Source organism: Novosphingobium fluoreni, from assembly GCF_014196615.1.
GTDB classification, from domain to species: Bacteria; Pseudomonadota; Alphaproteobacteria; order Sphingomonadales; family Sphingomonadaceae; genus Novosphingobium; species Novosphingobium fluoreni.
In genome coordinates, this window is the sequence record NZ_JACIDY010000004.1 from 77683 (window position 1) to 97203 (window position 19521).

The following is a 19521-nucleotide window of genomic DNA, read 5'->3' on the forward strand; positions in this document are numbered from 1 at the left end:
GAATTTCGCCAGTATGACCGGGGAGTGCCACAGGGCACAATGTGTCGAGGGCGTTTTGCCGGCCCACGAAAAGCCGTGGGTGTGATCCGGAAATGAACGTTTTCCTTGTGGAACGGTTTAACCGGTTCGCGGCGCGTTGGCGCGCGGGATCCGCAATGTTAACTTAAATCATGATCTGGAGGAAACGGAAGGACCCCCTCCTCGTTCTTGCACATGCGGATGCGGCCATGACGGCGGTGCTCGCCCTAATCGATGCGAGACTTCTCATGAATGATTACAAGGACGTTCTGGCGGGCAAATGCCCTTTCGGCGGAGATCGCATCGGTGGCGCGCAAACCACCCCTCCGACATTGCAGGATTGGTATCCCAACCGACTGCGCGTGGAGCAATTGCATCGCAACGGCCCGCAGGCCAACCCGCTGGGAGATTTCGATTACAACGGCGCTTTCGAAGCGATCGATCTTCAGGCTCTGAAGCAGGAGATAAAGACGTTCCTGACCAGTTCGGTGGCGTGGTGGCCATCGGATTACGGCAATTATGGCCCGCAAATGATCCGCATGGCCTGGCACGCTGCGGGCACCTACCGCATCGCTGACGGCCGCGGCGGCGCCGGCGAGGCCATGCAGCGGTTCGCACCGATTGATAGCTGGTGGGACAATGGCAACACCGATAAGTCGCGCCGATTGATCTGGCCAATCAAGCAGAAGTACGGCGCTGCGCTATCCTGGGGAGACCTGATGGTGCTGACCGGAAACTGCGCCTTGGAGATCATGGGCTTTCCCACTTACGGCTTTGCCGGCGGTCGCCACGATTCCTGGGAAGCGGATGACGCCACCTACTGGGGCCCCGAAGTCGTCGACATGACCACCGTCTCCTCGTTCGACGAGATGGTCAACCGCGACAAGCGCTGGCGCGGGAGCAATGGTGACGCTGACTACGATCTGGAACAGCCGCTGGCCGCGACGCACCAGTCCCTCATCTACGTCAATCCGGAGGGGCCGTACGCAAACGGCGACCCGCAGGCCTCGGCACGCGATATCCGGATCGCCTTCACCCGCATGGCAATGAACGATGAGGAAACCGTGGCGCTGATCGCCGGCGGTCACGCCTTTGGCAAGAGCCATGGTATGGTCAAGGCCGATCGCATCGGTGCTCCGCCGGAGATGGCGCCGCTCGAGCAGATGGGTCTTGGCTGGCACAACCCCGAAGGTTCAGGCGCGGGGGAATTCACGATGACCAACGGTATTGAAGGCAGCTGGACGCCTGACCCGACCCAGTGGGACAACAGCTATCTGGAGAACCTATTCAAGTTCGAATGGGAACAGACGCGAAGCCCCGCCGGCGCGTTGCAGTGGACGCCGGTTGACAAGACCGCGCCGCAGACCCCTGATGCCCATATTCCCGGCAAGACCCATCCGCTGATGATGATGACCAGCGACTTGGCTTTGAAGGTCGACCCCGTTTATCGCCCGATTTGTGAGCGGTTCCTGGCGGACTTCGATTACTTCACGCTGCAATTTTCCAAGGCGTGGTACAAGCTCACGCACCGCGACATGGGGCCCAAGGAGCGTTATCTCGGCCCTGAAAAGACGCTACAGGACGATTTGCTGTGGCAGGATCCGATCCCGCCGGTCGATCACCCGCTCATCGACGATGCCGACATCGATGCGCTGAAGCGGCAAATTCTGGACACCGGGCTTTCGGTTTCCGATCTGGCTTTTGCAGCCTTTTCGTCAGCCTCCACGTTCCGCGTCACGGACAAGCGCGGGGGAGCGAATGGCGCGCGCATCGCGTTGGCACCGCAAAAGGACTGGGCGATCAATCGCCGGGCAATACCGGTCATCGAGCGGCTGCGTGCGGTTGTGGCGCATTTCAATGACTCTGCTACCGGCGGCAAGCGCGTGTCGCTTGCGGACATGATCGTGCTTGGGGGTTGCGTCGCGGTCGAGCGGGCGGCGGCCGACGCCGGTGAGGCCGTGGCGGTCCCGTTTGTCCCCGGACGCATGGATACCACCGACGATCGCACTGACGCGGATAGCTTCGAGTGGCTCCGCCCGGTCGTCGATGGATTCCGCAACTTTGTCGATGATCAATTCGAAGAGATCGTGGAAGGACGACTTTCTCCCGAGCAGGTGTTCCTCGATCGCGCCGCGCTGCTGGGCCTGTCCGCTCCCGAATGGGTGGCGCTGACTGGTGGCCTCCGGATGCTAGGCAGCAACTGGGATGGCTCGAGCGATGGCATTTTCACCGATCGTGTCGGCACGCTGACCAATGACTTCTTCACCGTCCTCACCAGCATGGATTACGAATGGAAGAAGGCCGATGAGCGCGGCCATCGCTTCCACCTCACGACCCGCGATGGTGGCGAGACGCGGTTCAGCGCGACCCGCAACGACCTGATCTTCGGCGCAAACTCGCAGCTCAGGGCGATCGCGGAGGTCTATGCATCGCATGACGGCCATCGCAAACTCGTCCGGGACTTCGTGGCGGCCTGGACGAAGGTCATGATGGCGGATCGTTTCGATCAGAAGCGGGATGGGCGGTCTGACTGACCGCTCCAGGATTGGCATCGCGGAAAAGTCGCCGAGCCATTTGCGCTGGGAGACAGATATACGCGATGCCGAGCCGATGCCGATTGCGGGAGGTGAAGGGGTGGATTGGGGGCCATGGCTCGAACAAGACCGAGGCACCGCATCGAGTTGCCCTGTCGGGATACAAATGCAATAGCTGCCTAGGGTGTTTGTCTCCGGTATGTCGGGACAGGCAGGTTTTCACGCTGGTCGGGCCGCTAGCGGTGTATGCCTGTGTCCGAAAGCCGAAATCATGAACCACGCCCATTCCCGCCCTAGCGCGATCCGTCGTTTCCTCCACGCCCAGTCATCGGCGGGGCTGGTGTTGATGGCCGCTGCGGTCGTGGCGCTCGGCATAGCGAATTCGCCGATCGGCCCCGGCTATGCCAAGATGCTGCATACTGATTTCGGCCCGCTTTCGCTCGAACACTGGATAAACGACGGCCTGATGGCGCTATTCTTCCTGCTGGTCGGACTGGAGATCAAGCGCGAGGTGTTGGACGGCCAGCTTTCGACATGGCCGCGGCGCATTCTTCCCGGGATTGCCGCGACAGGCGGAATGATCGTCCCGGCGTTGATATACCTAGCATTTAATCGCGGGCCGACCGCAGCGGGATGGGCGATCCCGGCAGCGACAGACATCGCCTTCGCCCTCGGCGTCATCGCTTTGCTCGGCAACCGGGTGCCCGCATCGCTACGCATCTTCCTGGCGGCACTGGCGATCATCGATGATCTGGGCGCGGTGGTGGTGATCGCGCTCTTCTATACGACTGGCTTGTCGCTGCCCGACCTGGCCGGTGCTGTGGCCGCATTGGTCGTCCTGATCGGCCTCAACCGGTTCGGCGTGCGGCGCCTTGAGCCGTACATGCTGATAGGGTTGGTTCTCTGGGTACTCGTGCTTCGCTCAGGCATTCATGCGACGTTGGCCGGCGTGATGCTGGCCTTCACCATTCCGATGGACCGCACGCCCAGCCGGTCCGACTGTGACAGCATCAGCCCGCTTCACAAGCTGGAGCACCTGCTGCACCTGCCCGTCGCTTTCCTGGTGGTGCCGATCTTCGGTCTGGCGAACGCGGCGGTGCCGGTTCTTGGATTGCCGCCCGGCGCCCTCATCGCCCCGGTTACGCTCGGCGTTGGCGCCGGGCTGCTGATCGGCAAGATCGTGGGTGTCTTCGGCTTCACCACCATCGCGGTGCGCCTGGGCCTGGCGGACATGCCCGCACACGCCGGTCGGCTGCAGATGTTCGGGGTGGCATGCCTATGTGGTATTGGCTTCACAATGAGCATCTTCATCACGCTGCTCGCTTTTCCGGGCAGCCCGCTGCTGCAGGCGGAAGCCAAGATCGGCGTACTGGTGGGCTCGCTGCTGGCGGGGCTCCTCGGCTGCGCGATCCTGCACCAAGCAAAACGAGATACCTGCGCCATCTGATCTGTGAGAGTTGGCAGATGGAGTTCGTTTGATTGAGGGGCTGAGGTGCGGATGCATTCGCGAATCAGCAGGATCGCGGTTGGCTGGAAGCGATTATAACGGATGCGCAAGACGGCGTTCGCGCCAACCTTGCTCAGACTTGGATCGAAGTCAGCGAAAAAAGGAAACGGCGACCGATTGAGACTGGACGGGCTCGCAGCGCATCCGCAAGTCCCGTCTCGATTAAACTATTTTGTATAGCCATCGCTTATCATCGAACTTGGCGAGGAAGCATCTCTATTGCCTGGGCATATGCGAGCTATCGGTCGGTGGTGGCCTCATCTCGTGAGACGTATAAAGTATGATTCTGAAAACGTACTGTGGCCTAGCCGATGATACCCGCGGTCGCGCCGTCGCCGATCTCAGGTGATCGTCTCATCACTGGGGCCGTCGGCGGTGGACCAGAACCTGCCAATGGGGGATGCTTCGGTAAAGCTGATCGCCAGGATGACGAGCGGTTTGTTACCCTCGTTACGAACATGATGCCCATCGTCGTTGTCGACGATGCGTTGCCGAAAAAGATGACAGCAAGGTTATTCTCTTCCTCATATCATCGAGGCTGCGATGACTACCGGCCGGGTGGCATGATTATGCGAGTGTCGATACCATCTTTGAGCCCGTCCGCGTGTGCGGTGCTGCAAATCACCTGGCCTTGTTAGGCATCAGCAAATTCCGGTGGCATTTCGCGGGATGGTTCAGGTGGGAGGCTGTTCAAATCAAGCTTGGGCAAATCAAGTCCTTGGCGCACAGGCTCTGCCTCGGCCGGATTGAGCAAAGCCTCACCACTAAAACGCGAACCTCGGCATCAGCCGAAGTCCGCGCGCATGGGTCAATCCTCTGGGGCGATCTCGACGCGAAGGCCATCGAGCGAGTCATTGAACTCGATCTGGCAAGACAAACGCGAACGCTCTGTCCGGTTCTCAGAGCTATCAAGGAGGTCGTTTTCGTCTTCTGAAATCTTCGGTAGGCGATCGACAAAGCTGTCATCCACATAGACATGGCAAGTCGCGCACGAGAGGCAGCCGCCGCACAGGGCCAACAACTCATCGACGCCGTTATCGCGGATGATTTCCATCACGCTACGGCCACCGGCATCTTCTACTTCTTGTTCAGTACCCTCACGCGTAACAATCGTCAGCTTTGCCATTCCCAGTTCCCTTTTCCATGCAACGCCGTGTGCGAGCAAGTTTGTGTGCGCTTTATAACGTCAGGTTCACTTGCGCTACCAAGTTTTGCTCTCGCCGTGCCCTACTTGCGTTCGGCTAGGATCAAATCGGCGGCGCGGGCTGCCATGCCCATCGTGGGCGCATTGGTGTTGCCGGCGATCATCTCGGGGAAGACCGACAGATCGACCACGCGCAGACCTTCGATGCCACGGACACGCAGATTGCCGTCCAGCGGCGCGGAGTTGTCGCGGCCCATCTTGACGGTTGCGGTACCGTGATAGCCGGCCTGGCCGCGCTCATGGTAGAGTGCTAGGATTTCCTCATCGCTTTCCTTACCTGCGGTGGGGGCCACCTCGCCTGACGTGAAGGCCGCGATGGCGGGCTGCTTCATAAGGTTGCGGATGAAACGCGTCGAATTGATCGCGGCGCGGCGGTCCTCTTCTTCGCCCAGATAGTTCGGATTGATTACCAAAGGAGCTGCCGGATCGGCCGACCCGATGAAAACGGTGCCTTCGCTGCTGGGGCGCAGCTTGAAGGCGTAGAGGCTCATCCCCGGTTCCTTCTCAAACGCCAGGCCGCTGTTGGGATCCAGCGAATAGGGCTGGAACATGATCTGAGTATCAGGCCGCTGCGCATCTGGCAGGACGCGTACGAACGCGGCTGCCTCTGTAGAGCCGTAGGACATCGGACCTTTGCCGAATAGAACGTGGCTTATCACGTTCTTGAGGAGGGCGAGGCCGCCGTAAGCGGCGTTCTGACTGTGCCTGGGATCACGTAAGCGAAAATTGTGGTTGATCAGCAGATGCTCACGGAAGTGTCGCCCTACCGAGGGGCTTTCCAGCACAACCGGCACACCGGCAGCTGACAGAACCTGAGGATCGCCGATGCCCGAAAGCTGGAGGATACGGGGGGAGCCGATCGCGCCAGCAGACAGGATCACCTCGCCGCGCGCTGCGTATGTGACGGGCTGCCCATCGCGCATACCTTCCACGCCGACGACACGATGATTGCGGATGATCAGGCGGTCCGTTCTCACGCCACTGGCGATCGTCAGGTTGGACCGACCTTCCGCCCGCTTGAGAAAAGCACGCGCGGAACTGACGCGGCGGCCGCGTCGATCAATATTCCATTGCATCAAACCGATGCCTTCCTGCGCCCGAACGGAGTGCTCTTCCTTCACCGGCAGGCCCAGTTGCGCACCCGCCTCGATCCAAGCGTGCGTCAGCGGCGACGGGGCAGGATGGTTCGAAATCTCGATCGGGCCGCCTACGCCGCGCGTGTCGCTTTCGCCCATGCGATGATTTTCCAATCCGCGCAGGTAGGGCAGCATTTCGCTCCATGACCACTGGGGGCCAGCCAGTTCGGCCAGGCGATCGTAATCCTCCGCCGCACCCCGGTTCCAGACCATGCCGTTGATACCGCTCGAGCCACCCAGCATCTTCCCGCGAACCCATGTCTCGGGCCCCGCGCCGCGCTTGTTTGTCGTCGGGATGAAGTGGGCGGTGGCAGGGTCGGACGTGGTTTTGCCAAAGCCCTTGGGCATCTCGGTAATCCAATGATCACCGCGCCCGCCTTCCTCAATGAGGAGCACTTGGTTGCGCGGATCAGCTGAAAGGCGTTCGGCCAGAACGCAACCGGCCGATCCGGCGCCTACAATGATATAGTCAAATTCGGCCATCGCCTGGATCCTGCAAGTTGATCGGAGTGACTCGTGAAGCCAGAGTGACTCGGAATGAAGGGGTTATCTTTGGGTCAAGGTAGGATCGCGCTTTTCGAGGAAGGAGGCGCGTTTTTCAACAGCATCTTTGGTGGATTGGGCTGGGGAGACAGCACGAAGCTCGAATTCCATCGCTTTCTCCACCTGCTTGGCATGAGCACCGCCGTGAGGATCAGACCGATACGCCCGTACGGGACGACCTGACGTGAGCCGACCGGCCGCCGTGAAGCGCCCACTACTTAAGTTTCGTCCGTTTGGCTAATGCGGTTTGATCGGTCAGGCAAAAGGGCGAAGAAATCTGTAATCTGATGATCGCTATGGTGGCACGCGGAGAGCCCATCAATCGCGTCCTATCCTGCCCATCAGTTCGACGACCTCGTCGGTCGCGTCCAGGAAACACATGCTGGTGACGCCTGAATCGCGCCATGCCTGCCACCGTTCCTTGATCCGAGCTGGCGGGCCGAGCAAGCCTTCGTCGTCGATATACTCATCCGGAACCGCCGCGGCGGCCTCATCCTTGCGGCCCGCGAGGAAGAGTTCCTGGACGCGTTCCGCCGCCGCGCCGAAGCCACGCTCGATCATCGCGTCCTTGTGAAAGTTCGTGCTTTTGGACCCCATGCCCCCGGCATAAAGCGCCACCATCGGCTTGAGCGCATCTAATGCGGCCTTCACATCATCGACGATCTGGACGCTGAGAGAGGTGCGGATCTCAAAATCCTGTAGCGCCTTGCCATCGCTACGCCGTGCCAGTCCCTCCTCGATAATGGCTTTGTAGCGGGTCTTGAAGCTATCGGGGGCCAGATGCATCGCCATCCAGCCGTCGGCGATTTCCGCGGTCATCCGGATGTTCAAGGGCGTCGCGGTGCCCAGCATAACGGGAATATCAGGGTTGCCGTGCAGGATGCTTTTAAGCGGCTTGCCTTGGCCAGAGGAGCCAGGGCCGGTGTAAGGCAGCGAAATTTCCTTGCCCGGATGACTGACGGGGCCTTCGCGTTTCCATATCTGCTTCATGATCGCCACGTAATCGCGCATCCGCGTATTCGGCTTGCCCCAGGGTTGTCCGTACCATCCCTCGACGATCTGCGGGCCTGACATACCAAGGCCCACGATCATCCGGCCTTCACCGCACATGGCATCGATGGTCTGGGCGGCCATGGCCATATTCGCTGGCGTGCGCGCCGCCAGTTGCGCGATTCCGGTACCCAGCCGGATACGGTCGGTCAGGGCGCCGATATAAGCCAGCGGCGTCATGGCATCGGAACTGTACGTCTCTGCCGTCCAGACCGAATCAAAACCCAGCGCCTCGGCGCGCCGAATACGCTCGATCGGCACGTCCATCTTCGCGCCTGCGTATCCGATACCAATACCCAGCTTCATCCTCGGCCTCTCCTGCTGCTTTTCATGCCATGGCGGCAACGCTGGTGAGCAACAGGCGTACCAGATCGGCTTGCCCGCGGGTACCTGTCTTGCCATAGATGCGCTTGGTATATTCGCGAGCGGATTGCTCCGTAAGGCCAAGCTGTACGGCAGCCTCCCTGATGGTTTGTCCGCGGCTTAGGGCGATCGCCAGCCCCGCTTCTTTGAAGGTAAGGCCAAACAGATCAGCCAGCTGTTCACTTTGATCGCTGCTTTCTGCAACTTCGCCGTGAATATACGCTACGATCACCGGCTCCATGGTGTCTAGTAAAGCATCGCCGCGCGAACGCATCAGCAACATATCTAGCCATGGCTGGCTGGACAACCGGAAGGCTCGCGCCCGACCGTTTGGCTTCGTCGCCAGCGCGGCAAGCGCGCTTCGCATTTCGCGATCGGCGACGGGGTCGGACAGGACCAGCCTGTCAACAGGTGGTCGGCGGAAGGCGCTACTGGCGTTCAACACGCCGTCGGCCATCGCGTCTTTATCGAGGATACGACCCTGTGCATTCATTTTCAGCCAGCACAGATTGAGTCGGCGGACCGCTTCCTGTGATGCCAAAGTATGACTGCGCTGCCGATCAAGAGCCGCGAAGTTCCGCAGAGATATTCCCACATGGGGAAGCAAGGCGTCTAGCAGGCGCAGAACGGTTTGCGATATATCCTCGCACGCCCAGCTGACAGATAGCCAGGCCATTCCGCCCATGCCATCTCCCACGCATGCCAATCGCGTAGACTTCAAGCCATGGCGGGTTTGCACAAGGTCGCGAAAGGCACGGTGTGATCGACGCCCGTAATCCAGATACTGGCACACGTCAAAAAAGCGCCCCGTGGGCATGCGCTGGTGGCCGGGCGGGGCAAAGACGGGATGGATACCGCCGGTATGCAGGTCAGACGCATTGGGAACCTCCGGCGCGATCGAAAGGGTGCGGACGCCAGGACCATCCAGATGATCCATCCGATAGCTGAGCGATGCGGTCTGGGCGCCGGTATACTGCCGCAGCTGCCCGACGAAATCACGCCATGGTGGGTCTTGAAGCGGCCCGGCATGAAGCCCTTCCAGGAGCAGCCATTCCCGGCTTTCGAAACGGTCAAGGGGATCGTGCCGTGTTGCCATATGGGAACTGTAAATTCGGCTGAGACCTGCTGCAAGCGCGATCTTGCTGCTTCATGATTCCATACGGAACAGAAGCATGTACGAAGACGGCGATCGCGTCATGCCGGGGCAGCGTCATGCCGCATCATTGGAGAGGAAAAATCGTATATGGCAACTATCGTTGACCGTGAGCCTGCAATCGAAGATTTCGCCGTTACTCAAGACGCGCTGGACACATTGGAGCGTCTGAAGAGCCGCGCGATGCAGCGCACCGGCTTGACGGACTTCGGCTCGACGGACTTCGAAAAGCCTCTCGGCCTGCTTTTAGATGAAGCCATTCGCGTCCCCCGACGTCTGGATTGGGAAAGCGAGATCGAGACCAGTCTCATGGGGCGGCTCGTCTTGGTCGACGAATGGAAGCGAAATCCGGGGTATAAGGATCGCACGATAGTCGCGCCGCTTGTCATTTGCGGCATACCACGCACTGGCACGACGGCGTTGCACAAGGTATTGTCAGTCGATCCCCAGTTCCAGGGTTTAAATCTCTGGCTGGCATCCTGGCCTAAACCGCGCCCACCTCAAGACCGTTGGGTTGACGAGCCGGGCTATCAGCACGCCGTCGCGTTACTCGAAAAGCGCAATGCCGATACGCCGGGGTTGCGCGCCGTGCACGAGATGCTCGTGGACGAAGTGGAAGAGTGCCTCGAGATCCTTCGGTACGACTTCGTAACAAACCGCTTCCCGTCGATCACCCTGATGCCGCGCTACGATGGGTGGATGCAGGCTCAAGACCAGACGCCTTCCTACCGGAACCTGGCCGATGCTTTGAAGCTGATCGGATTGCACGATGATCGGCGGTGGCTGCTCAAAAACCCTGGGCACTTTGGAAATCTCGACGCTTTGTTCGCAGTGTTCCCGGACGCCCGTGTGGTCATCACCCATCGCGATCCGGTGAAGTCCATTGGTTCAGTCTGCAGCGTATTACAGAATCCTCAGCAATTCATGGATCCAAACGTCGATCTTCACAAGGTTGGCGCTCGGGAAGTACAGTTCTGGGGAGACGCGAAAGCGAAAACAGATGCGATCCGTGAGAGCGAGCGGGGTGCGCAAATCCTCGACGTTCAGCACAAGGATTTTCATGCGGATCCTATCGGCATCGTGCGTGCGATCTATGATCATGCGGGGCTGGTGCTGAATCCTGATGTCGAACAGGATATGCGGACCTGGCTGGCTCAGAACCCGTCGGACAAGCACGGGCAGCACACCTACAAGCTTTCGGACTATGGCCTCACCGAAGAGGGTATCCGAGCTGTATTTGGAGAAGGATGATCATGTCGGATACGTTTACCGCGCCAAAGAAAACTTTGGTGGAACGCCCCGCGACTTTCCCCACGGCGGCCGGCTCGCAAGGTTTTGAAACGTTTCAGCACGCCTACGTGGTGCGAGACCTAGATGCCGGCATCGAGACCTTTGCGAAATACGGCGTGAAAAATTTCACGCGGTTGCCACTTCCTCCGATGGAAGGCGGCGCGGTGATGAAAATCGCGCTTGCTTGGACTGCGGGCCAGATGATCGAACTGATCGAGGCTCGTGGCCCTGGCATGGAGTTGCACGGCGCGTGGCTGCGGGAGGGCGAGGATATTCGGTTCCATCACTTCGGTTACTTCATCGAGGATGATGACCAGTGGAATGCGCTTCACGCCCTTCTGGAGCAGGAAGGCCGTCAGGTCGTTATGGGGGGAGACACTGGGGTGGTGCGTTTCGCCTATGTCGAGGCTCCAGAACTAGGCCACTATCTTGAATACGTCTACCCTAGCGCCGAAGGTAAGGCCTTGTTCGAAAGCGTATCCGCAAACTAGTTTTCGCCGCGATGTTTATGTCTGCCTAAAGGGGCGAGCCTACAAGCCCGCCCCTTCTGCGCGTCACCTTACCATTTGCGCCGTAACTGAGACCCGATCAACCGCTCACGCATCGCGGCTGCCCGGTCTTCAGCCGAGATGCGGGGCGAACGATCTCCCAGATAGGCTTCCAACTCGGACCGCTTCATTACCTTGATATCGGGCACAGGGTGGGAGTCCGCCTTGTACCAGCGGCCGATCAGCATCCCGTAGGGATGATCCCCGGTGTCAAGCCAGTTCGCGTAACCCGGATCTTTGGCGCAAAGTACGGCCCGGAACTTGCCATCGGTATCGACCTTTGCCGTGGCCCCATTGAGGCTGCTTTGCCGGTAGAGAATATCGACCTGATTCCAAAGCCCATCGATCACCTGGACATTCCAGTATTTGACGTTCTGCGGCAAATCGGTTTCCAGCACCAAGACATCGTCGGGATTCTTGCTGAGATCAAAAACCATTTCAAAATAGGTCTGCGGCCAGCTGTCTCCATTACCCAGATCTTGGAAGTTATGAAGGTGAGCCTTGTTGATGAAGCCTTCATCATGCGGGCGGCGCATGCTGAGCAATGCCGTGGTCGTAAGCCGGCGCGGATAGTGCATGACTTGAGTTAGTTTGGCGCTGACTTCTTCTGGTGACATGCGCGGGCGAGGCGGCATCGGATCCAACCGCTCAACGGCAACGCGCATGTCGACATCGCGGCCCCAATTGTAATGGAACTGTCGCAGCATCAGAAAATCTACCTCGGGATTGAGATACAGCCAATTGCCAGTCCACCCCTCCGGTTTATGCTCGCTGAAGATGACCTCAAACTTGCCATCGGCATCGATGTCGAGACTATCGACGTCATAATTGTCGAAGCCCTGGCCCCATTCGTCCTGCAACCCGAAAATTTTCTTGCCCGTGGCGAAACCGGCGACAACGCAATTTCCGCGCTCGCCTGTGATCTTGTACGTGCCGGCTCCATCCAAAAAGCACGCGTGATAAATTCCGTCGGGATTTGGCTGCGCAAGAAAAGCGGAGTTTTCAAAGGGAATGAACTCGGGATAGCGCGGGTCCATCATGAATGTCAGAAAATAGGCCTGGGACAAGCCCATGGCAAATTGCCGATACATATCCGCGCGGAACTGTTCGTCCACCGGAGCGGTTGTCTGGTCAATCAGGGGCTCTGCCTGCTTCAGCAATTCGACGTATTCAGACCATTTCTGCATTAGACTCTCCTGGAAAGACGACAGTGCGGCGGCCACGATCACAAAGCGTCGCCCTAGTCCGTTGCCGTGAGTAGATCGAACTCCACTGTAATGGTCGCTCGTGGGCGTTGCCGTCGGCTATTCGCACCGATCGAAGCTAAGCAGGGTCAGCGTCATTGGCAACAGCTTTATACCGGTTTGGGGACGACACGTTGGAGGAGAGTGGTCGAACGCAAAAGCACCGATTTCGGCTCCTTTGCGTGTTCTGGCACCTCACTTTTCGATTTGGCCGACGTTTTCCAGGGTATGCCTGGGTATTGACGGGTTCTTATCTATTTCAAACAGATTTACGAGAGCAGAATGCAAGCGCGTATCGTTAACGGAATCACTTATGGGATCGCAAAGCGCTAGTTCGCTTGTATCGTGCTAACGGTAAGGACCCGCCTTTCGCGGGTAGGGATCGGGCAGGGACATCGTCAGTTATCCCGATACTGATGCCTTCCGGGGGGAGGTGAATTGCCCCAGTTTCAACTTGTCGAAACCGACAGGCCATGGCCATGGCCTGAGCATTGATATTCTTCTCCATACGAATGGATGATGGGAGCCGATGATGGATCTTGAGCTTGCAGAGGTGCGCGAAAGCATCGCTATCGTTCTGGAAGAGCAATGCACAAGCCTGGCCATCCACGCCTATGTCGATGGACACAATCGTCTAAATGCTGAGTTGCAACGCCAGGCGGCGGAGCTGGGTTGGCTTGCCATTGCGCTTCCGGAGGAACAGGGCGGTATCGGTCTGGGCGCGGCCGGGATGGCGATCCTGCATCTCGAGCTGGGGCGGGCCTGCGCTCCGGGTGCGTTTCTTGCGACTAGCGTTGCGCTCGAAATTCTGGCGCGGGGCCCCGTCGCGGACGATGAGGGCGTCGCCAAGCTTATCGCGGATGTTATCGGCGGCACGGCAACTCTGGCTGTCGAGGCCCGGGTCGGAGCGAGCCTGGCCGGCGGCTCGACCTGGTTGTTGGGAGAAGCCAGTGCCGCTGCGGCGTTGATCGCCGGCGAAGGGGAGGACCTTGTACTCGTCGGCATCGCCGACGGCGCGATTGAGCAGGTTTCGATCTGGGACGAGACGCGATCGATGATTTCGACCGACCTTTCGGCAGCAGCGCCAATTATTACTCTAGTGGGAATGCGGCCGCTGTTCGAGGGCTTGTTCGCGCTTGCGCTGGCCGCCGACAGCGCCGGCGCGGCGCGTGGTGTCTTGGATCGCACGGTTGCCTATATGAAGGAGCGTGAGCAGTTTGGCCGCGCGATTGCTGCCTTCCAAGCCTTGAAGCACCGAGCTGCCGACCACGCGGTCCATGCGATCATCTGTGAGCATCTTGTCTGGCAAGCGGTCGAGAATCTTGAAGGAAACGGGCCGGAATCGCGACTATGGCCGCTTATGGCCAAGGCGAATGTTACCGAGAAGGCGTCCAAAATATCCACCGACTGCGTCCAGCTGCATGGAGGTGTCGGATATACCCGGGAGTATGACCCGCATCTCTTCCTGAAGCGCATCCGATTGAACGAAGCGATGTTGGCCGCGAATACGGCGCTGCGCGACCGTGCCAATGTGGCGCTTGCGGAGGCCGTGCGGAATGGCGCAGATGTTTTGGAGGTTGCATGATGATCATTGAACAGAAGAACGATGCCTCCGTATTTCGTTCCGCCATCCGCGACTGGATCAAAGAGGCTCTCCCGAACGACTGGGACGCCCTTGCTGAACGCGGCACTGAGGATGATCATGTTGAGTTTCAGCGGTGGTGGTTTGGTGAGCGAGCCAAACAAGGCCTTGCCGTACCGCATTGGCCGGTGGAGTTCGGCGGCGTTGGCCTGGGCTTGGCGGAGCAGATGATCGTTGCTGACGAGATGGCACGGGCCCAGGCCCCTATGCTGGACGTCCATACTGTTACCTTGAACCATTTGCCGGGAACGCTCATTCCCTGCGGAAACAAGGAACAGCAGCAAAAATACTTGCCGCCCGCCTCTCGCGGGACGGTATGGTGTCAGGGCTTCTCCGAGCCAGGTGCCGGCTCTGATCTTGCGTCACTGCGTTGCCGGGCCGTGCGTGATGGCGATCACTACGTTATTAATGGGCAGAAGATCTGGTCGTCGATGTCGCGCTATGCCGAGCATTGCATACTTCTGGTGCGTACCAGCACGGAGGGGACCAAGCACGCCGGCATTTCCTTCCTGATCATGGACATGGACACACCAGGCCTTGAAGTTCGCCCGATCAAGCAAATCGACGGGCAAGCCGAATTCTCCGAATTGTTTCTGACGGACGTACGTATTCCTGTGGCGAACCGCGTGGGCGAGGAGAATGACGGATGGCGCGTTGCGCAGGCGACACTTTCTTCCGAGCGGGGCCTGCTAGCGTTCGAGGCTGGCGAGCGCAGCCGCCACACCATGGAGGCTTTTTACCGCAGTGCGCTTGACGCGAAGGCGTCCTGGCTTGAGGACGACGAGTTGCGCCGTGAGTTCCTCACTCTGCTGACGGATATGCAGGCCAGTCGCCGTTTTATCCGCAAGCTGCTGAAAGATCACGAGGAAGGCGCACCACCGGCAGTGACGGCGATTGCGTCCTCGCAAATCAAGCTATTCCAAACCACGCTGTTTCAGCGCATCGGCGATTTGATTGTGCGGATCGAGGGGGTCGAGGGGCATTTTCGCCGGGGCTTCACGCCGCGCCGCCGTTTAACGGGGATGACCGATTTCATCAATTCGTTCGGCTGGACGATATCGGGCGGCACCAACGAGATCATGCGCAATCTCATTGCCGAGCGCGGTCTGGGAATGCCGCGCGGTTAATTCGGCGCAGGCACCGTCCTCCACGGTGCCTGCGCACGGAATTGTTCAGATAGACGCCCTTGTAAGTCGCGTCGTGTCTACTACGAGTGGCCGCATGTAAGCCGGATCGTTGCGGTCGCGTGACGTTTGTACAAACGCCAGGTCGCCAGCTTGCCCTTCTGGATCGAGTTCCGTCCCCAAGCCGTTGATCACGCATATTCGAGCAGCAATTCCCCACCGGCCATCGCGCCGCTCGAAACGATCAATGTAACGGCCTGAGGTGGTGGCCTGATGCGGGGCTTCCCGGTTCACCGCATAGAAGGTAAAGTAAGTCTCGGTATGAGCTTGATCGCCATTCAGCTCACACAAGTGGTTCGAAACGCTGTGCAACGTTCTCAGTTGATGGCGGGTGTGGTAATCAAATGCCCAATCGATGAAGCCCTCGACATCGCCCACATACTCGCCGTGATCATCCAGCGCATCGGGATGGTAGGCAGATCGCACTGCCTCTCGATCGAAGCGATCGACACCGCGGCAGTAGCGGTGAATGCAATCTAGGATATCCTGGCGATCCTTCAGCTCTCGGACAGCTTTTTCCATATCTTCGCCCATGCAATCCTCTCCGATCAGTCGGACATTCCCGCGTCCGGAATAATCTATGGATCGAAAAGGCGCATAGCCTTGGCGTAGAGGTGTAGGCATTATCCAGCATGTGATTAGCGGTTCGATTCTGGTGTTTGTCTCAAGCGTGGCTATGGCGCTAAACAAGGTATGCAACGATATCTGCTAAGCCTATCAAGCAAAGACATTATATGGAGCCACCAATCGTATCGCGCATGCGAGGGCGCTCTGAGAGTGAAGGACTGGACCAGATATGGCTACCCAATTGAAAGAGTCGGGGCCGCTGCCGCGCGTGGCGCCAGAAAATTATCTCTCCCGCGAATTCGCGCGCGCTGAAAACGAGCACCTTTGGGGCAAGGTCTGGTTGATCGCCGGTCGCGAGGAAGAGTTAAAGAACGTCGGCGATTTCCTGACGTTCAATGTGGCTACGGAATCGATCGTAGTCGCACGTGGCAAGGAGGGCTACGTCGCCTATCACAATGTCTGCCCTCACCGGGGCCGCCGCTTGGCTGACGGTTGCGGCCGGGCCAGTCAGTTTCGATGCAAGTATCATGGCTGGACCTTCAATCTGGAAGGCAAGAACGTTCAGGTCCAGGATCGTGATGATTGGGACGGCGCACTGGACGATGAGCGGCTGGACTTGTGGCCGGTGCGCGTCGACACCTGGGGTGGGTTTGTCTGGATCAACATGGATATGGAAGGCGAAAGCCTGGCCGAATATCTGGAAGCGATCCCGGAATTCTTGGATCCATTCGAACTGCACGAGATGCGTTTCCGGTGGAAGGCAGAGTTGCATTTGCCCGTGAATTGGAAGGTGGCCCTGGAAGCTTTCATGGAAGGCTATCACGTAGCGGCCACGCACCCGCAGTTGCTGACGGTTGCGGGTAACGATTACACGCAAAGCTTCGCGCAGGGTAAGCATGCCCACTTTGGGTATTGGAAGGACGTGCAGCCTCTTGGCACGTCATCTCCGCGCCTGGCATCAAACGATCAGACCGATGCACGTGCCGGCGTCGTCGAGTTCTTCCGACAGATCGAAGAAGATCTGAATGCAATCCAGACCGATCGTGACTTCGAAGCCGCCAAGAAGATCATGGATATCCTGCCCGAGGGTACGGATGCGATGACCGCCATGGTGACGGCGATGGAACTGGGTCGCGAGGCAGCGCTGGCGGATGGTACGCAGTATCCCGAAAAACTCACGTTCGAGGCGATGGCCAAGGCGGGGAGCGATTGGCATATCTTCCCGAACTGCGTCACTCTGCCGTATTACGATGGCGCGATCTGGTATCGTGCGCGGCCCGACAGCAGCGATCCGGAAAATCCCGACAAGTGCCTGTTCGAAGTTTGGTCGCTGAAGCGCTACGGTCCGGGCAAGGAGCCTGAAGTCCAGACTCGTGTCATTAAAGATCCGGTGAATGAAAGCCTTTGCCTCATTCTGGATCAAGACATCGCTAACATGGCGCAGGTGCAGGCAGGTATGAAGTCCAGCAAGTTCAAGTACGCTCGGCCCAACCCGGTGCAGGAGGTGGAGTTAATCAATTTCCACCGGACGCTGGAACGCTATGTACTGGGGCAATCTCGAGGCTGAATGGATTTCAGGCAAATTTGAAAGGGAGGGGTCGCATTTATGCGGCCCTTTTTTGTTCGTGAAGAAGGGCTATCGGAGCTTACCTTTGAGCACTGCTATCAAGCACGTGATCCTATCTAGGCATTTGAGACTTCCTTCCTTCCGGGCGCTTCGCGGCAGTCACGATCTAACACTCCGTTTGATTCTCTTTTCCAAAAATAATTGCGATATAACAACGCACTGCGTCGATGCAGTTCGGGTCTGAGCAGGGCTATCCCGGCAGGCGAGCTAGCCCAAAGGGGAACCGTGCGATCGTTCGGTTTTGTTTGCTGCGCAAGCCTGAGTGCGGTATGTCAGGGACAGAGCCGGTGTTTCAATAAGCACCGGACGGGACACTTTGCAGATAACAATAAGGAGTTTATCGTGGCCGGCACTAATGCAGCGCTGAAGTCAGTCGATAACACCGCGCCGAAGTATGACGGCCCGATTTTCGACGGCGACACTCATATTCAAGAAAAGGATTATTCCTTTTTCGAAAAGTACCTTCCGAAACAGTTCCACAAGGACTGGATGCCGGCTCGGAAGCACGGTCCCGATGGCACGTTTGGTCTTTTCATTGGCGATCGCCGAGTCGAAAACGCTGATATTGATCCTGAAGGCAAGATCCCGCCCCCTGGCAAGCTGAAGGAATGGCTGCGCGCGATCTCGACCGGCGAGTCCGTTGGTGAGGCTTTCACTCCGACCGCTGACATGAGCGAGCGCAACGCCCGCATCGCCAAGCTCGACGAGTTCGGCGTAGAATCTTGTATCATGTTCGTTGGTGAATTCGTGGCGTCTTTCGGCGTCCTGGGAATGATGGTGGAAGAGCTTGGGCCCGAAGGCGCCAATGCTCTGTTTCATGCCTGGAACCAGTATCTGGTGGACGAGTGGCAGCTGAATGCCGATGACCGCATTTATTCCACGCCAATCCTGGCGCTGTGGGACCTTGACTGGGCAGTGAAGGAAGCCAAGTGGCTAGTCGAACAAGGTGTGCGCGTTGTCGTCATGCCGATGGGGCCGTCTGACGGCAAGGCGCCGGCCGATCCGTACTTCGATCCGCTGTGGAATATTTTGAACGACGCTGGCGTGGTGGTGACCTTCCACGTTTCTGAAGCGAACTTCATGCATCCGCTGATCAAGGAGTGGGGCGAAAAGCCGCTGCAGTCACGTCGTGAGGGCCAGTCGGCCTGGCAGTGGATGTTCTGCTACAGCGAAATCCCTGTCATGATGACAATGGCATCATTTGTGTACTGGAATTTCTTCGGTCGCTTCCCCAACATCAAGATGGCAAGCGTCGAGAACGGAGCGGAATGGCTTCCCCGTTTCCTTTACAAGATGGACAAGATGCGTGGTATGGCGCGTAATGGCTGGTGGCCGATGGGCCAGCTGACCGAGCGTCCGTCGACCATTTTCAAGCGCAATTGCTTTGTCGTGGCCTACCCGGAAGATGACATTCAGGGAATCGTGGAACAGCTTGGCGGCGATGCCCGCTGCATTCTGATGGGCTCGGATTACCCGCACGCCGAGGGCGTTCCTACCCCGCGTGATTTCGTGGCCGAAGGCTGCAATGGCCTTACTGATGAGCAAATCGAGCAGATCATGTATTCGAATGGTCGTCGTTTGCTCCCTAAGGGCCGAACGGGCGTGATCGCTTGATCGAACCCTTGCAATAGTAAAGAGGGAAGGACGCGCCCTGATGTGTCCTTCCCTCTTTATTCCAATTGGTTGACCGCAATTCTCTCTATAGTGGCATTCGTGCCGGCTTTATAAAGAATGCCCGCGGGCCGCACTTTGCGATCAGGGGCATTTGGCAGGCACAATGCCCCTGTGTCTATCATAACTGTGATGGGCATCGTCCGAAGCAGGCATGGCGTAGCTCATTGGATGGGCCTGTATTACTGTAACGCAGTAATTCGGTGGAACTATGGCGATCGCTTCTTGATCGTCGTTATC

Annotated in this window: 14 protein-coding genes; 8 read left to right on the forward strand and 6 right to left on the reverse strand. The window is 58.5% G+C overall.

The features are described 5' to 3' along the window. The first annotated feature begins 266 nt into the window (after positions 1–266). Positions 267–2552 carry a catalase/peroxidase HPI gene (katG, locus tag GGR39_RS09540; protein ID WP_183616927.1) on the forward strand — a complete coding sequence of 762 codons (2286 nt, stop codon included), beginning with the start codon at positions 267–269 and terminating at the stop codon, positions 2550–2552. A 271-nt stretch (positions 2553–2823) separates the two neighbouring features. Beyond that, positions 2824–3999, forward strand: a complete 1176-nt coding sequence (nhaA, locus tag GGR39_RS09545; protein ID WP_183616928.1) for a Na+/H+ antiporter NhaA — start codon at positions 2824–2826, stop codon at positions 3997–3999. 868 nt (positions 4000–4867) lie between these two features. On the opposite strand, the gene GGR39_RS09550 is transcribed toward nhaA, so the two are convergent. The 4 genes from GGR39_RS09550 to GGR39_RS09565 form a co-directional block, all read right to left on the reverse strand. Continuing rightward, entirely contained in the window at positions 4868–5185 is a 318-nt protein-coding gene (locus GGR39_RS09550; RefSeq protein ID WP_058737261.1) for a 2Fe-2S iron-sulfur cluster-binding protein, read from the reverse strand. Positions 5186–5286: 101 nt separating this feature from the next. After that, positions 5287–6882, reverse strand: coding sequence for a GMC family oxidoreductase (locus GGR39_RS09555; protein ID WP_183616929.1), 1596 nt, complete (start codon positions 6880–6882; stop codon positions 5287–5289). A 378-nt stretch (positions 6883–7260) separates the two neighbouring features. Beyond that, entirely contained in the window at positions 7261–8298 is a 1038-nt protein-coding gene (locus GGR39_RS09560; RefSeq protein ID WP_183616930.1) for an LLM class F420-dependent oxidoreductase, read from the reverse strand. Positions 8299–8320: 22 nt separating this feature from the next. Beyond that, the gene (locus tag GGR39_RS09565) at positions 8321–9292 is read right to left on the reverse strand and encodes a helix-turn-helix transcriptional regulator (RefSeq protein ID WP_183616931.1); all 972 of its coding nucleotides are present in this window, start codon (positions 9290–9292) and stop codon (positions 8321–8323) included. Between the two features lie 306 nt (positions 9293–9598). Here GGR39_RS09565 and GGR39_RS09570 point away from each other — a divergent pair, with 306 nt between their 5' ends. After that, positions 9599–10759 carry a sulfotransferase family protein gene (locus GGR39_RS09570; RefSeq protein WP_183616932.1) on the forward strand — a complete coding sequence of 387 codons (1161 nt, stop codon included), beginning with the start codon at positions 9599–9601 and terminating at the stop codon, positions 10757–10759. Beyond that, on the forward strand, positions 10756–11289 hold the full coding sequence (locus tag GGR39_RS09575; RefSeq protein ID WP_183616933.1) for a VOC family protein: 534 nt from the start codon (positions 10756–10758) through the stop codon (positions 11287–11289). The genes GGR39_RS09570 and GGR39_RS09575 overlap by 4 nt, the downstream gene beginning before the upstream one ends. A gap of 68 nt (positions 11290–11357) precedes the next feature. On the opposite strand, the gene GGR39_RS09580 is transcribed toward GGR39_RS09575, so the two are convergent. Further along, positions 11358–12575 (reverse strand): DUF1214 domain-containing protein, encoded by a 1218-nt coding sequence (locus tag GGR39_RS09580; protein ID WP_343055849.1) that lies wholly within the window; start codon positions 12573–12575, stop codon positions 11358–11360. A 547-nt stretch (positions 12576–13122) separates the two neighbouring features. On the opposite strand from GGR39_RS09580, the gene GGR39_RS09585 reads away from it, so the two are divergent. Together GGR39_RS09585 and GGR39_RS09590 are read left to right on the forward strand one after the other, a co-directional pair. Then, a complete protein-coding gene (locus tag GGR39_RS09585; protein ID WP_183616934.1) occupies positions 13123–14175 on the forward strand; it encodes an acyl-CoA dehydrogenase family protein in 1053 nt (350 codons plus the stop codon). Further along, the gene (locus GGR39_RS09590; RefSeq protein ID WP_183616935.1) at positions 14172–15359 is read left to right on the forward strand and encodes an acyl-CoA dehydrogenase family protein; all 1188 of its coding nucleotides are present in this window, start codon (positions 14172–14174) and stop codon (positions 15357–15359) included. The genes GGR39_RS09585 and GGR39_RS09590 overlap by 4 nt, the downstream gene beginning before the upstream one ends. 45 nt (positions 15360–15404) lie before the next feature. Here GGR39_RS09590 and GGR39_RS09595 read toward each other — a convergent pair whose 3' ends face one another. Next, positions 15405–15950, reverse strand: coding sequence for a nuclear transport factor 2 family protein (locus GGR39_RS09595; protein WP_183616936.1), 546 nt, complete (start codon positions 15948–15950; stop codon positions 15405–15407). 262 nt (positions 15951–16212) lie between these two features. Here GGR39_RS09595 and GGR39_RS09600 point away from each other — a divergent pair, with 262 nt between their 5' ends. Next, positions 16213–17550, forward strand: coding sequence for an aromatic ring-hydroxylating oxygenase subunit alpha (locus GGR39_RS09600; RefSeq protein ID WP_058736589.1), 1338 nt, complete (start codon positions 16213–16215; stop codon positions 17548–17550). 402 nt (positions 17551–17952) lie between these two features. Then, entirely contained in the window at positions 17953–19224 is a 1272-nt protein-coding gene (locus GGR39_RS09605; RefSeq protein WP_221226060.1) for an amidohydrolase family protein, read from the forward strand. Positions 19225–19521 lie beyond the last annotated feature (297 nt).